The organism is Mammaliicoccus fleurettii, assembly GCF_002018435.1.
Lineage (GTDB): Bacteria > Bacillota > Bacilli > Staphylococcales > Staphylococcaceae > Mammaliicoccus > Mammaliicoccus fleurettii.
Genome location: NZ_MWJM01000001.1, coordinates 185,282 through 200,715, shown reverse-complemented (window position 1 = coordinate 200,715; position 15,434 = coordinate 185,282). Strand labels below are relative to the sequence as shown.

Sequence of the window (15,434 nt, the reverse complement as noted above, 5' to 3'; positions counted from 1 at the left end):
TTATCTATTTTATCAAAATTTCTAACAATAAACGAGTAAAAAAAAATCATTAGCCTACGCATTGGCAGACTAATGATTATGTTTATTAATGTGAACAACTGCTCGTATTTGGTGCATTATTCACTGCAGCACCTGTTTCACCAGTAAGCTGATTCCCACCTGTTGATTCAATAATTTCATTTGTAACAGTATGACTAATTGAATGAGACACCATTTGTAACAGTTCATTTACTTCTACTTGAGCTTCTTTAAATTCACTTACGATTGGCATTTCATCTAATTCTTTTTCTATATTTTCTATTTTAGCTTCAACCATTGCTAATGCTTTTTCTTTACCATAGTTTTGGAAATTGACAGCTTGTTTTTGTAATGATTTTAAACTCGCCATTTTTTCTCTTACAGTTTGATTCTCATGTATTTGAGCTTCAGCGCGTTTAAAGAAATCTACTTCTTCTGTTTCAGACATCATTTTACCTAATTTTCTTGCTTGATCAAGAATATCTTCTTTTGTATACATTTAATGTACCACCTTTTCTTTAGATACAATCTCTATAAATTCACCATTTAATGAATATTGCTTAGCTTCAGTTATTTTAACTTTTACTATTTTTCCTATTACATCTTTTGAACCTTTAAAGTTAACTAATTTATTTTTTTCAGTATATCCAGCTAATACTTCATCATCTCTTTTACTAGAACCTTCGCATAATACATATACTTCTTGTCCTTCGTATGGTATCAATGATTTAGCTGTATACTCTCCAACCACTTTATTTAATCTTTGAAGTCTTGCTTTTTTCTCTTTGTCAGGAACATTATCCTTCATTTTAGCTGCTGGCGTACCTTCTCTAGGTGAATATACATACGTATATGCATGTTCAAATCCAACTTCATGATAAAGTTTAATCGTTTCCAAAAATTGTTCTTCTGTCTCATTAGGATAGCCAACAATGATGTCAGTTGTCAATGCAACATCTGGTATTGCTGCTCTAATCTTTTGAACTAGCTCAAGATAACTTTCACGAGTATATTTACGACCCATAATTTTTAGTACTTGATTATTACCAGATTGAACAGGTAAATGTATGTGAGGTACGATATTTCCACCATTTTTAATCACTTCAATTAATCGATCATCAAAATCCCATGGATGACTCGTTGTAAAGCGAACTCTTGGTATGTCAATTTTAGTCATATCATTTAATAAATCACCTAGACCATAATTTAATCCTTCAATATCTTTACCATATGCATTTACGTTTTGACCTAATAGACATATTTCTTGATAACCTTGTCGTGCTAAATCTCTAACTTCAGCAATAATTTCTTCTGGCATACGACTTCTTTCTTTACCACGTGTGAATGGTACGATGCAATACGTACAGAACTTATCACATCCATACATTATATTTACCCATGCTTTTATTCTACCATTTCTAACTTTAGGTAAATTTTCAATAACATCTCCTTCTTTTGACCACACTTCAACTACCATTGCTTTAGACATATACGCTTCTTCTAAAATTTCTGGCAATCTATGAATATTATGTGTACCGAAAATCATATCAACATTTTGGTATGATTTGAGAATTTTATTTACAACTGATTCTTCTTGAGACATACATCCACATACACCAATTAAACAGTCTGGTCTTTCTTGTTTAAGATGCTTTAAATTACCAATCTCACTAAATACTTTGTTTTCAGCATTTTCTCTTATTGCACAAGTATTAAGTAAAATCACATCTGCATCATCAACAGAATGAGTTGGTGCATATCCTAACGCTTGGAATATTCCCGCCATAACTTCTGTATCATGTTCATTCATTTGACAACCATAAGTTCTAATATAGAATTTACGACCTTTCCCCATCCCTCTATGTCGCTCATCTATTTTAAAATCATCATGATATTCAATTTGTGATTTACCTCTTTGTTTAGCTTCCTTTAAGTTTGGAGGTTGATAAACATGTTCGAAGTATTTGCTATAATCTTTTTCTAAATTAGGTTCTGTCTTCGCATTAGCACCATGTTTTCTTTGCTCTTCATTCAATGTCAAAACCCTTTCTGCCCATATATTTACATCTTTATATTATATTAGAGTTCAACACAAAGTGCAAAAAAGTTTAAATATTTTCAGAGTTAACATTTATTCAAGATTAATCCAAAATCTTTTTGTAATTTCGTTGTCATCTGATATAAAAGGTTCTGCTTCAACACCATTGTTATGAATAATAACCTTTTGACTTGCTAAATTATTTTCATCACATGTTATGAGCGCTTTTTCAACTGATTCTTCACGTAATTCTATCAGTGCATACTCTAACAATTTTGTTGCATACCCTTTACCTCTTTCACTTTTTCTTACCCCATAACCAACATGTCCACCTTTATTTTCCAAGAATTCATTTAGTGCATATCTAATATTTACAGCACCTACAATATGCTGATTATCTATTAAGACAAATGTTTTTGCTTTTACAAAGTCTTTGTTAATTGGATTAATTGCTTCTTTTTGCATCATTAACATTTTTTTGAATCCACCATGGTGTTTTACATCAGTTGACCATGGAACCACGCTTTCTTCATTTTCATACCATTCACTTATATACTCTGTAAACATGCTTTCGATATCTGTATTTATTTCTCTAAATTCCATAAATTCACCCTCTTTAATGTAGTTCTTTAATTTGTTCTTCGTCATTCGCATTTAGCATATGATAATAAATGCCTTGTTGCTCTATTAAAGCTTGTTGTGTACCTGATTCAATAAGTTCTCCGTTTGCCAATACAAATACTAAATCTGCTTTTTTAACAGTATTCAACCTATGGGCAATAATAATACTCGTTCTACCGATCATTAAAGTTTCTAAAGCTTCTTGAATTTTTATTTCTGTCACTGTATCTATACTACTTGTCGCTTCATCTAACAGTAAGATTTTAGGGTCTTGTAACAAACATCTTGCTATTGATACAAGTTGTCTTTCCCCTTGTGACAATGAGCCGGATTCCCCTTTTAAAACAGTTTCATAACCACTCTCAAGCTCTTTAATAAATTCGTGTGCATTTGCTTTTTTAGAAGCCTCAATTACTTGTTCATAAGTTGCGTTTGGTGTGCCATACATAATATTATCTTTTATCGTTCCATCGAATAAATATGGGTCTTGTAACACAACACCTATTTCTTTCCTTAAAGACTTTCGCGTCATTTTATTGATTGGAATATCATCTATAAGAATTTTTCCACTTTGTACATCATAATAATGTAATATAAGTTGAACAATTGTTGTTTTACCAGCTCCAGTAGCACCAACTAATGCTACCGATTCACCATTATTTATTTTAAAGGACAAGTCTTTGATTGTTGGATTTTTTTGAGTCTTATCATACTTGAATACAACATTTTCGAATTCAATAGTACCTTTTATATCTTCGTAATCTGATGCATCGTCTTCATCTTTTTCAACTGGTTCATTCATAATATCAAATACACGTTCAGCACCGGCAATAGCTGATAATACAGTATTAAATTGGTTTGCTAAATCTGATAAAGGTCGTGTGAATTGTCTCGCATATTCTGCAAAAATAACTATAACACCGACTGTTACCCCAGCTGCATTATTTAAAGCTAAAATACCACCAATTCCTGCTACGATAGCAAAACTTAAATTATTTAAGTAGTTCATTACTTTTGGTATCATGCCGCCAATTGTCGTTGACCAGAAACTATATTCTTTTACATTTCTTGCTTTTTCATTGAATGTTTCCATTACATATTTTTCTTGAGAAAATGCTTTAACCACTGTTTGACCGTTCACAATTTCTTCAATATAGCCATTCATAATACCGAGTTGTTTTTGCCTTAAAGCATATAATACACTCGTACGTGCTGTAATCCATCTTAAACTCACGAACATGATTGGAATGATCGTCATAGTTAATAGTGTGAGTAACGGACTTAAATAGAGCATTATTGAAAGTGTACCTATTAATGTCACTACACTAGAAGTAAATTGAATAAACGATGAATTTAAAACTTGTGATACATTTTCAATATCATTTTGCATTCGACTCATTAATTCGCCATGTTGCTTCTTATCATAATATGATACTGGCAACTTTTGAAAATGTTTAAAAAGTTGATCTCTTAATAAATAGACTGTACGTTGTGCAATGCTCACCATCATAAATGACCCAATATATGAAGTTATGGATAATGATACATAAACAATCAGTATGATTACAATATATTGAGGGAGACCACTTAAATCTTTAGGTATAACTTTTGTATCGATTATACGACCGATTAAAAATGGTCCAATTAGACTCAATATTGAAGCACATACAATCATAAATATTACGATTATCAATTGAATTCGCTTTTCATCAATTAAATTCCAAATATTAAGTAATGTTCCTTTAGTATCACGTGCTCTTTTTTTCTTTTTCGGATTCTTTTTTGAAAAATCTGCAGCTTTGAAAACAGGCTGATGACCATAAGGTTGTTTTATACTCATGATGAACTCACCGCACTTTCTTGACTATTGGCGATTTCTTTATAAAGTCTTGATGTTGCTAATAGAGACTCATGTGTATCTATTGCTTCAATCCGTCCATCTACAAGTAACATAATTCGATCAGCGGTCTTAGCTGTTGAAATCTTTTGAGTCACTATTAACTTCGTTGTATCTTCATCTTCTAATGCATCCCATAAAGCCGATTCTGTCTTAATGTCTAATGCTGAAGTAGAATCATCTAAGATTAATAACCCCGGCTTTCTTACGAGAGCTCTAGCGATTGACAGTCTTTGTTTTTGACCACCTGATAAAGTTACACCTTGCTGACCAATTAAAGTGTCATACTGATTATCAAAACGCTCAATAGATTGATGAATTTGTGCTTTTTCAGATGACATTTCTAATTCTTCTATTTCTGCAGACGGATCTCCAAACTGCAAATTCTCATATATTGTTCCTGAAAATAAAAGTGCTTTTTGAGGTACATAACCAATAGCATCTCTTAAAGCTTCTATATCCCAGTCATTCACATTTTTGTTATTTAATAATATTTCGCCAGATGTTGCTTTGTACATTTTAGGTATTAAACTTAATAATGTTGACTTGCCTGAACCAGTAGCACCCATAATCGCAAAAGTTTCTTTAGGTTTAACATCAAAACTAATATTTTCTAATACAGGATTATGTGCATTTGGATATGTAAATGAAACATCTTTAAATGAAATACTATAAGCATAATTTGAAGAATGGTTTACTTCGTCATTTATCACTCGTTCATCTGATTCTGTAATTAGCACTTCTTCAATGCGGTCACTTGAAGCTTTCATTCTACTTAATGTCATAATTAAAAATGCTAACATACCAAAGCCACCTTGCATTCTCATTCCATAATTTAAAATGGCAACGAGCTTACCTATTTCTAATGTAGATTGATTTACCATATCTGAACCAAACCAAATAACAGCTAAAATACTACCATTTATAATCAGTAATAATAATGGATTGATAAGTTCCATAAGTCTTAATGCATATGTATAATTGTGTCTAATATCTTTAATTTTTTCTTTAAACTGACTTGTTTCCCGTTCACTCGTTTGACTTGCTTTAATCAATCTAACTGCTTCCAAATTTTGTTGGAAAAATCTATTCATTTCATCAAACTTTCTTTGAATTTTAGTGAATAGTTTAGATCCCGTTCGAGCAATTATAAAAATAATTATAAAAATAATTGGTGTACCTATAACTAAGTAAATCGCTAACCTAGGTTCAACAACAAAGCTCATTATTATACTACCAATAATCATCAATGGTGCTCTTAACATAATTCTAATTGACATATAAACTGCTTGATCACAATTGTTTACATCACTTGTTAATCTAGTGATTAAGCTAGACGTTTTAAATTTTTCTAAGGTTGCTAAAGAAAAAGTTTGTATCTTGCTAAATTGGGCAGTCCTTAAATCATAAGCAAATGCTTGACTGACATGACCTGCTACGAAGCTATTCCACACACCAGAAACTAGTGCAGCTAAACCTGTTACAAGCATAATTGCTAAATATAAATAAACGTGATTTAAATCATCCTTCAAAATACCGTTATCTATAATTTCAGATATAAAAATTGGTTGAACTAATTCTACTGCTAGCTCTACTAACATTAATATTAAACCTAATGCGAATAGCCATTTATATGGTTTAATAAATTTAAGTACTGTCTTCAATTTGCTCGTCCCCTTTATTTCATAAAACGAAATATTTCTATAACATTCTCCTTTTTATTTTAACTTCTACTTAACTTTAATTATGATTCATTTTCATACAATTAAAAATAATATTAAAAAAAGTGGTTTATTCTTTATATTTTTCTGTTAAAGATTCCATAGTTATACCTTCTGGAACATGATAAAACTTTATTTGAGAAATAATACTTTCACATTCAAGTTCAGCCATTCTTTCATTTATTTGCTCTATTAAAATCAAACAAGCATTCATTTCTCCTTCAATTGTCGTTTCTAAAGGATGAACTTCATATTTCAATCCAGATTGGTCGATTACTTTAATTGCCTCATCAACTAATGGTATAACTTCTGTTTCATTATGTTTGGGAATAATTTGAATGCTCATTAACGTATTTGTCATTTTATGTTCTCCCTTCAATTTAGAAAAAAAGCCCATAGATAAATCTATGAGCTTAAAGTGTGACTATTATACAATTATTTAAATTGAGAAACAAGTTCATCAAATTGATTTTTTTCAAGTTTTAATGATTTTTTAACAAGAGGTTCTTCATCAAATTGCTCTATTTGAGATTCATATGATGGTGTTTCTTTATCTTGATAAATAATACCTGTAATCATAGATTCTGTATCAAGCACTGTTTGCATAGCTTGAGCTTTATTTGAATTATCGTAATCTTCAATATCAGCAAGTTTCGTTAAATTCTCTTTAAACCAATCATACGTGTTAATTTTGTTGTATGTCACACATGGTGAGAATACATTAACAAAAGAAAATCCTTTATGATTAATCGCTTCTTCAATGATATTTGTTAATTCTTTAATATCACTTGAGAAACTTTGTGCTACAAAAGTCGCACCTGATGAAATAGCAAGTTCTAAAGGCGCTACATTTTGTTCAATGTTTCCTTTCGGAGTTGATTTAGTAACAAAACCCTTTGCAGAACTTGGCGATATTTGTCCTTTAGTTAATCCATAAATTTGATTATCCATTACAATATAAGTCATATCCATGTTTCTTCTTAAGGCATGAATCGTATGGCCCATACCGATTGCAAAGCCATCACCATCTCCTCCAGATGCTATAACTGTTAGGTCTTTATTAGCCATTTTAACGCCTTGAGCTAACGGTAATGAACGACCGTGTATAGAATGGACACCATATGAATTTACATATCCACTTAATCGTCCAGAACAACCGATACCTGTAATAAGTGCAACTTCTTCTGGTTCTAGCCCTACATTAGCTGCAGCCTTTTGAATTGCGGCTTGTACTGAGAAATCTCCACATCCTGGGCACCAGTTTGGTTTAACATTATTTCTAAAATCTTTGAATGTTGCCAATTATATCAACTCCTTCAAATTGCTTACTATTTCTAATGCTTTATCTTCAATTTCATGTGGTAAGAATGGTGTACCATCATATTTTGTTTGGTTTATGATTTTATTTTGATGATTTATATTCATTTTAATAATATTAGATAGTTGACCTTGATAATTATGTTCAGCTACTACTACTTTTTTAGCTTTATTGAATGCTTCTTGTACAACGTCTGAAGGAAATGGATGTAATTGTCTTATTTGAATATGATTTACTTTAGCGCCTTGATGATCCAATCTAGAAATCGCCTCATCAATTGCTCCAGCAGTTGAGATAAATCCTACATAAAGAATATCCGCTTCATCATATTTTTCATTTGATTCAACTGGCTCATCGATTAGCAATTGAGCAGTTTTTCGCATACGTTTATCCATTTGCTTTTGTCTATTTTCAGCACTTTCAGAAGGCTTACCTTCTTCATTATGTTCTACACCTGTAACATGGTGGATTCCACCTTTAGTTCCAGGTAATACACGAGGTGAAACACCTGAATCAGTTAATGCATAACGCTTAAAGTATGCTTTATCTTCTTGTGCTTCTAAATCACCTTCAACTAATGCTCCACGACGAATTTCAACTTTATCATAATCTAAAGATTCAACTGTTTGTTTACCTAATGACAATTGTAAATCTGATAATAAAATTACTGGACATTGATATTCTTCAGCTAAGTTAAATGCTTCTACCGTTAAATAGAATGCATCACTTGCACTTGTTGGCGCTAACACAATTTTAGGAATATCACCATGTGTACCATAAATCATTTGCATTAAATCAGACTGTTCTTGTTTAGTTGGTAAACCTGTTGATGGGCCACCACGTTGTGTATTAACTATAACAAGTGGTGTTTCAGTCATACCTGATAAACCAATAGATTCCATCATCAATGATAATCCTGGTCCTGCTGATGATGTAAATGAACGTACGCCAGCATAGTTAGAACCAATCGCCATAGTACATGCTGCAATTTCATCTTCAGTTTGGATAACAGCACCACCTAAAGCAGGTAGGCGATCTATCATGTATTCCATAATTTCAGAAGCTGGTGTAATTGGATAAGCTGCCATAAATCTAACGCCTGCTGCAACTGCACCTAAACCAATTGCATCATTACCTATCATGAATAAATGACCTTCTGAATCAATAGGTTCTAATGTATGTTCGCTATTTAAACTTTCCATTTCTTCTTTCATTAAGCGATAGCCTTCATTTAAAGCTTGTATATTTAAATCTACAACACTCTCGCCTTTTTTACCGAACAAATCTTTAATTAATGATTCAAATACTTTTGTATCTAAATTCATAACTGCACATGTTGCACCTACAGCAACCATATTTTTCATTAAAGCAGTTCCTAGTTCTTTAGCTACACCTGTAAACGGAAGACTTACTAATTGAGCTTTACTATCTTCAGGATTTTGTGGTTTAGCTTTTTCATCAGCAATTATTATACTTCCTTCAAGCATTTCACCATAATTTACATCTATTGTTTCTTGGTCGAATGCAATCAATATATCTAAATCGTCACTTATAGCTCTAACTGGCTTCGACGATACTCTAATTTTATTGTTCGTATGACCGCCTTTAATTCTACTTGAAAAATGACGGTATCCGTATAAATAATATCCTTGGCGGTTCATAGCAGTTGCAAAAATTTCACCTGTTGATTCAATTCCTTCACCTTGCTGTCCGCCAACTTTCCATGAAATTTGTGATTTCATTTTATGGCCTCCCCATGTAATATCTCAATTTATATCATAACAAAAAAAGCCCTTTAATCCTATGAAATTAAAGGGCTTTAGTAAAAATCAGTCTAATGGACGATACTATTCAAATGGATGATCATCGTTAATTAAAACTCTTTGAATTTTTTTAGCCTTACCTTCTGCATTGAGATCAATAATTACACCAGACAATACTTTTCTACCTTCATCTGGCAAATTATGACGTTGTGGCAAGCTTGTTATAAATCTTTCTATAACTTCTTCTTTTTTAATGCCTAGAATACCATCATAGTATCCTGTCATTCCTACGTCCGTAATATATGCTGTACCACCATTTAACACGCGCTCATCAGAAGTTTGAATGTGTGTATGTGTTCCAACCATAGCACTCACTCGCCCATTCAAATACCAACCCATTGCATTCTTTTCAGACGTTGTTTCAGCGTGAAAGTCTACAAATATATATGGTGTTATTTTCGATGCTTGTTCAATTAGTTCATCTGCTTTTTTAAATGGGCAATCTATTGCTGGCATGAATGAACGGCCTTGTAAATTAATAATTGCAATATCTTTATCATTTACTTTAATAATTCTCATACCTATTCCAGGTGCTTCTTCAGGAAAATTTGCAGGTCGTACCATTCTGTTAGCTTGACCTATAAAATCGTATATTTCCCTTTGACCATATGTATGGTTTCCCATTGTTAAAAAGTCAGCACCCATACGTAATATTTCTTTATATAATTTTTCTGTTAATCCTTTGCCGTGAGCAGCATTTTCTGCATTCACAATGGTTAAAGTTGGTTTATAACTTGCTTTAATTTTTGGTAAATAATTTTCTAATTGCTCTCTTCCTAATTTACCTACAATATCACCTATAAATAAAATTCTCAATATTGACATCCTCTCTATACACTATATATTCTAATTCAAAACAAAAATTTTTAAAAGAGATGATTAATATTTTTTTATTAGGGTATTTATAAAATGGACGCTATATAGACATGATTGAAATATGATTGTTTTGTTAACGTTACAAAATCTTACTAGGAGTGTTTATTTAAACATGGGAATTGAAATTCAACCAGAAAAATTTGCAGAATTAGTGGTTAGTGCAAATCCGTCCGTAGAAGAAAATGCAGAAGATATTGCGAAAGACTGTTTAGAATTATACGTTACAGCATTTAAGCTTGCTGAAAAGTATGGTAATTGTGGTGTTAATTCACAAGAAACATCTAACGTCTTAAAAGAAGCTTTAGAATTAGAACTGAACTTAACACATTAATTAATTATAAAATATTAATCCAAAATAACATCTCTACAATAATTGTAGAGATGTTATTTTGGATTATTTCATTATAAAGTTTACAATATTTTCTGTTGTTCCGATTTTGTCTGCACCTAATAGTCTATTCGTAATATTGTGGTAATCAATTTCTTTGTTCTCTAATAACTGTCTTGCTAAAATGCGTTCATCATTACTTGCAATTTCAATATTTACAAGTTCAAATATATCGAAATAAAAACCGATTTGTTGTGAATAATCTTCCGTATCTTCTTGTAATAAGAATATTGGTTTATTCAAATGTGCAAAGTCGAAAATTGTTGAGGAATAATCTGTAATCATAGCTTCTGAAATCAAGTATATTTCTTGAATATCTACAAATTCATTATAAAAACAATGGATTCGTTCACTCAGTTCACTATATATCCGTCTTAAATGAGCTTCATTAGGATGTAATTTAACTATAATTTCATATTCTTCCGGCAAATGTTCAAGTAAAATGATCAGATTAATTTTTGATAATATTTCTCGTTTCTCTTTTCGCCATGTAGGACAGAATAATATAAATTTCTTATCTTTATTTTTAGTAAAGAAGTACTTAGAACGAACGCGATCGCTTTCTTCTTCATTACTTTGTATTAAATATTCATTTCTAGGTGCACCAAGCTCAAGTACTTGTAAGTTTTTATTCTCTTTAAGATCAAATGAGGACTCCAATAGGATTGTATTTATAGCCGAAGAAGTAAGTAAATAATCCCACTTTTTCATTCTCGGTCTAAATGCTTGAACTTGTTCTTTTCTTTCAATTTCATCCCCTAAATCATTCAACATTCTTTTTAAAGGGAAACCATGCCATGTTTGTATAAATATTTGTTCTTTATGCTTAAATACTCTATCTAAAGTATTTCCATTCACTATTACATATTTACATTCTCTAAATGTTCGATTATAAATTTCACTACCGAATCTTATAGGAACTAAATTATAACTTCTAACCTCCATATCTACCAATGCATTTCTAGAACTTACGTATACCTCTTTTTCAGGAAAATGTTTTTTAATATAAATTCCTAAATACTTAGGATCTCCACTAAAATTATTACCATGAAACGACTCGATAAACACTTTGTTATGCGAAGGTTTAATTTGATCATATATTTGTTTCATTTTATCTATTTTTCTTTTTTCATATTTCTCTTTAGCAAAATTAAACACTTTTTCATTATTTAAGACTGCTCTTAATAATGGCTTTGTTTTATATTGCTCGTATAAATCTCTACCATATTCAAGCTTTGAATTCTTCCCATTATTGCTCTTTGAAACTTTTGTATTAACTGAACCTCTTTTAAGTTCATTCATACACCCAATTGATGACTCAATGAAATCATTCGCATAATCTCTATCTATAAACGTATCTTTCATCAATGCTACATCTGCAGCTCTTTGTTCTTTAGTATATTTATGATCAATAAAGTCAAGTAGTCGTTTGCAATCGTCTTGTATATTTTTTTCTAAAAATTCAATCGCATGATATTTTTGATAAATTCTTTGAAGAACACCATCTTCACCAGCGTAAATAAAAGCTTTATTTCCTTCAGCAATTGCTTCTAATATAGAATATCCCAACGTTTCATATGGTGAAGAAGAAATATAAATATAATTCTTCGGTTCTCTCTCATTAATATGTATATTATCTTCTAAATGATAATACTGAATTAAGTTCTTATACAATATTTCAGACGGACCATACCCTTTTATATATAACTGAATATCGTCATGCCCTTCAATGTTAACAATTCGATTCATCAATTTTATTACATATGAAATGTCTTTAATATTATCTTCAAAACGAGCTTTAATTAACAAGTTTCTTTTTGTTACACTTGCTTCTTCATTTAATTCAATATGTGATGCATCTACATATTGGTTGAAAACATTCGTAACTTTAAAGCGTTTCATAAAATCATTTTTAACATCCATTGTACTTACTCTAAATGCATCGATAGAGTCCATCGCTAAATCTTGACCATCATTTATATAAGCTAATGGCGCATGAATCTCACCTACAATTTTAATACGATAATCTATCGATTTAATTTCTCTTGCTAAATAAAAGAAAGTTTCTCTCGTCAAAATAACTAAATCAGCTCCGACTAAGTCATGAGCATCCTCAAATAGTTTGAAATTCAAATTTTTATCAAATAATTGTTCATTGATCATGATGTTAAACTTTGCAGTTTTATCAAATTCTTTAAAATTATAATACGTAACCTCATGATTAGATTTAATAAAAGATTTGATTAAGTTGATGTTGCTTCTTGATGTTCCACCTTTTGCAAAAAGATTGAACCCTAGAATTTTGATATTCATTCAATCTCGCCCCTCTTTTAATTGGAGTTAACAATTTAATTTTTTCTCTATATTAACACTAATTTAATATTTAATCTATATATAACAACAATTTATGACATAATTGATAAAAATTTTATTTTATTCTAATAAATACAAAAAAGGAGATAACCTGAGTTCAAGTTATCTCCTTTATATAAACTTTAATGTTACGTTTTTTTATCCCTAGTTAGCAGCCTTAAAAAATTACATATCCTATTCTTTAACAGGTATTAAATCAATTAATACATTCATTATATAGCTTACTATCCCTATAGTAATCGCTATCAGCAAATCTTGAACAATAAAGCAATAAACTAGAATTCCTATTAAGTGACTTATGATTAAATTCATAAATATATATTTTAAAGTCATCATTTATCATTGCCCCTTCAACATCAATATACCACGTTTTCATTAATCGTTTATTGTTTAAGTATTAATTTTTATTTAAGATGATTTAATCATTAATAAAAAACTCCACCAACGACCTTGTTGGTGGAGTTTTTTAGAATTTGTTTACCATTAACTACATAGTGATATCAATAAAGTCTTTATTAGCTGTTAAATAATTACCATCTTCTGTAACAAGTCGTGGTGTTGAGTTATTAGTATAAATAATATTACTGATTTTTATGTTTTCACCAATTTTTAGTATTTTAATCGGTTCATTTTTAAATGATCTCGAATCATATAATTTACAAGTTTTTTTAACTTTTACTTCACTTGGCACTTCAGTTATATACTTATGGTGATTTTTTTCATCAATATGTGTGACAAAATCTTTATTAGCAGTCATTATACTACCATCTTCTAAGACTAACCTAGGTGTACCGTTAGAACTATATTTTATTTCAGTTGGAACAACTTTTGATCCTGGCTCCAAGTTCATAATTGCTTCTTTAAATTCAAGGTCTTTATATATCTTAGTTTTTTTAAGTGTAATTAATGAATCAGATATGTTTGTAAAATATTTATTTTTTTTATTTTCTTTCAATCTATTTATAAACTCTACCTTGAAACTTTGTCTTTTCATTTTAAACGTTTCATTATTACTTGGATATGAAGCATAAACCAACGTACTATCCATTTCACCATGATCTACACATAAATTTACATCTAAAGCTTCTAATTGATCGAATTGTTTTTGATTTATATAAATTTTGTCATTTTTATAATCAAAGTCTATGTATTGAGTATTTAACACATTATTAATTTCAACTAAGCTTAGGGCAGTAATATTAATATGTTCTGGTTTTAAAACTTTTATTACTTCATACATCTCTCCATTTATGTATTGGGTACCCTCATAAATTGGATAACAATCTACAGCGATAGGGTTTATGATGTCATAATTATTTTCTAATTCTTTATAAACCGCATCATTTTGGACATAAAAACGCCAATTCCCATATACTACATCATGTGTGAATTTTAAAAATTCATCTTCATTTTCAGATTGGTATAGTTCATACATAGCTGTAAAAATTTTATTTTTTAAAAAATCTTTTGTTTGGAATCCATGTTCTTTTAGTATTTCTTCAATTTCATTAAATAAAATGTAAAATTCTTGTTTATTATCAGATTTCAAGAATGTCTTTGTATGCAAAAATCTTCTAAAGAAGTCAACTTCGACCATTCTAGATAAAGCTAGTTTTTTTAGTGGTAATGGTATATCTGCCTTACAAATTCTTTTTGTGATTTCTTTATTTAAATAAGCTTTGTCCAGTACAGATGTTTCTTTTACAAGTGAAACATTTTCGTCATATCTATTCACGTGATACACCGGAATTGTAGACATTGTAATATTACTAATCTTCGAAATGAGCTCAATGAAAAATAGTTTATCTTCTCCAAATTTCATATGTTCAAACTCTATTTGATTATCTTCTACAATACTACGCTTAAATACTTTCCCAGGTGGTCCAACTGCTCTAAAAATTTTCTCTATTTCCTCAGGTTTCAAATTAGAACTATCTTTATATGCTGTAAACCTTGCATGAAATGTAATATTTTTATTTGTATGCTTATAACTTTGACCTAAACCAAATTCAGCATCGTCTTCATTAACTTTATTAATAAATTTTGGGAACCCTTCTGTATCTAACCAATCATCGGCATCTAATAATGTTAAATACTTTCCACTTGCTTCTTTCATGCCTATATTTCGTGGTTCTGAAGGACTACCTGTATTATTTGGTAACTTAATGATTTTTATAAATTCAAATTTTTCTACATAACTTTCTATTATTTCAACGGAATGATCTGTTGAGCAATCATCTACAAAAATTGCTTCAATCTTCGAGTGATCTATATTTAAATTAATTAATGATTCTATACATTTCTTTAAATAAGGTTCTTTATTATATACAGATACTATAATCGAGACTAACTTCCCCATCA

At 30.3% G+C, this 15,434-nt stretch carries 13 protein-coding genes; 1 reads left to right on the top strand and 12 read right to left on the bottom strand.

The genetic code is table 11. From position 1 onward, the window contains the following. Positions 1-85: 85 nt before the first annotated feature. The 9 genes from B2G86_RS01055 to B2G86_RS01015 all read right to left on the bottom strand — a co-directional run bounded on the left by B2G86_RS01055 (position 86) and on the right by B2G86_RS01015 (position 10,252). Positions 86-517 (bottom strand): YlbF/YmcA family competence regulator, encoded by a 432-nt coding sequence (locus B2G86_RS01055; RefSeq protein WP_078356284.1) that lies wholly within the window; start codon positions 515-517, stop codon positions 86-88. Continuing rightward, the gene (gene miaB, locus B2G86_RS01050; RefSeq protein ID WP_078356283.1) at positions 518-2,053 is read right to left on the bottom strand and encodes a tRNA (N6-isopentenyl adenosine(37)-C2)-methylthiotransferase MiaB; all 1,536 of its coding nucleotides are present in this window, start codon (positions 2,051-2,053) and stop codon (positions 518-520) included. It abuts the gene before it with no gap. Positions 2,054-2,149: 96 nt separating this feature from the next. Further along, positions 2,150-2,659, bottom strand: coding sequence for a GNAT family N-acetyltransferase (locus B2G86_RS01045; RefSeq protein WP_078356282.1), 510 nt, complete (start codon positions 2,657-2,659; stop codon positions 2,150-2,152). A 13-nt stretch (positions 2,660-2,672) separates the two neighbouring features. Continuing rightward, on the bottom strand, positions 2,673-4,517 hold the full coding sequence (locus B2G86_RS01040; protein WP_078356281.1) for an ABC transporter ATP-binding protein: 1,845 nt from the start codon (positions 4,515-4,517) through the stop codon (positions 2,673-2,675). After that, positions 4,514-6,238: an ABC transporter ATP-binding protein gene (locus tag B2G86_RS01035; RefSeq protein ID WP_078356280.1), complete on the bottom strand. Its 1,725-nt coding sequence runs from the start codon at positions 6,236-6,238 to the stop codon at positions 4,514-4,516. Before B2G86_RS01035 ends, B2G86_RS01040 begins: the two co-directional genes overlap by 4 nt. Positions 6,239-6,365: 127 nt before the next feature. Continuing rightward, complete coding sequence (locus tag B2G86_RS01030; RefSeq protein ID WP_078356279.1) at positions 6,366-6,656, bottom strand: thiamine-binding protein; 291 nt, start codon at positions 6,654-6,656, stop codon at positions 6,366-6,368. Positions 6,657-6,730: 74 nt separating this feature from the next. After that, complete coding sequence (locus tag B2G86_RS01025) at positions 6,731-7,597, bottom strand: 2-oxoacid:ferredoxin oxidoreductase subunit beta (protein WP_078356278.1); 867 nt, start codon at positions 7,595-7,597, stop codon at positions 6,731-6,733. After that, positions 7,598-9,355 (bottom strand): 2-oxoacid:acceptor oxidoreductase subunit alpha, encoded by a 1,758-nt coding sequence (locus B2G86_RS01020; RefSeq protein ID WP_078356277.1) that lies wholly within the window; start codon positions 9,353-9,355, stop codon positions 7,598-7,600. It abuts the gene before it with no gap. A 105-nt stretch (positions 9,356-9,460) separates the two neighbouring features. Beyond that, positions 9,461-10,252: a TIGR00282 family metallophosphoesterase gene (locus B2G86_RS01015; protein ID WP_078356276.1), complete on the bottom strand. Its 792-nt coding sequence runs from the start codon at positions 10,250-10,252 to the stop codon at positions 9,461-9,463. A 172-nt stretch (positions 10,253-10,424) separates the two neighbouring features. Here B2G86_RS01015 and B2G86_RS01010 point away from each other — a divergent pair, with 172 nt between their 5' ends. After that, positions 10,425-10,643, top strand: coding sequence for a hypothetical protein (locus B2G86_RS01010; RefSeq protein WP_078356275.1), 219 nt, complete (start codon positions 10,425-10,427; stop codon positions 10,641-10,643). A 63-nt stretch (positions 10,644-10,706) separates the two neighbouring features. On the opposite strand, the gene B2G86_RS01005 is transcribed toward B2G86_RS01010, so the two are convergent. From B2G86_RS01005 to B2G86_RS01000, 3 genes are all read right to left on the bottom strand, one after another. After that, entirely contained in the window at positions 10,707-13,013 is a 2,307-nt protein-coding gene (locus B2G86_RS01005; RefSeq protein WP_078356274.1) for a CDP-glycerol glycerophosphotransferase family protein, read from the bottom strand. Positions 13,014-13,247: 234 nt separating this feature from the next. Further along, on the bottom strand, positions 13,248-13,409 hold the full coding sequence (locus B2G86_RS13270; RefSeq protein ID WP_157946511.1) for a hypothetical protein: 162 nt from the start codon (positions 13,407-13,409) through the stop codon (positions 13,248-13,250). 151 nt (positions 13,410-13,560) lie between these two features. After that, positions 13,561-15,432 carry a glycosyltransferase family 2 protein gene (locus B2G86_RS01000; RefSeq protein ID WP_078356273.1) on the bottom strand — a complete coding sequence of 624 codons (1,872 nt, stop codon included), beginning with the start codon at positions 15,430-15,432 and terminating at the stop codon, positions 13,561-13,563. Positions 15,433-15,434 lie beyond the last annotated feature (2 nt).

Coding starts and splice junctions, on each gene's coding strand:
- B2G86_RS01045 (WP_078356282.1), bottom strand. CDS start 2,659: ATGGAATTTAGAGAAATAAATACAGATATCGAAAGCATGTTTACAGAG.
- B2G86_RS01020 (WP_078356277.1), bottom strand. CDS start 9,355: ATGAAATCACAAATTTCATGGAAAGTTGGCGGACAGCAAGGTGAAGGA.
- B2G86_RS01010 (WP_078356275.1), top strand. CDS start 10,425: ATGGGAATTGAAATTCAACCAGAAAAATTTGCAGAATTAGTGGTTAGT.
- B2G86_RS01005 (WP_078356274.1), bottom strand. CDS start 13,013: ATGAATATCAAAATTCTAGGGTTCAATCTTTTTGCAAAAGGTGGAACA.
- B2G86_RS01055 (WP_078356284.1), bottom strand. CDS start 517: ATGTATACAAAAGAAGATATTCTTGATCAAGCAAGAAAATTAGGTAAA.
- B2G86_RS01030 (WP_078356279.1), bottom strand. CDS start 6,656: ATGACAAATACGTTAATGAGCATTCAAATTATTCCCAAACATAATGAA.
- B2G86_RS01040 (WP_078356281.1), bottom strand. CDS start 4,517: ATGAGTATAAAACAACCTTATGGTCATCAGCCTGTTTTCAAAGCTGCA.
- B2G86_RS13270 (WP_157946511.1), bottom strand. CDS start 13,409: ATGATGACTTTAAAATATATATTTATGAATTTAATCATAAGTCACTTA.
- B2G86_RS01000 (WP_078356273.1), bottom strand. CDS start 15,432: ATGGGGAAGTTAGTCTCGATTATAGTATCTGTATATAATAAAGAACCT.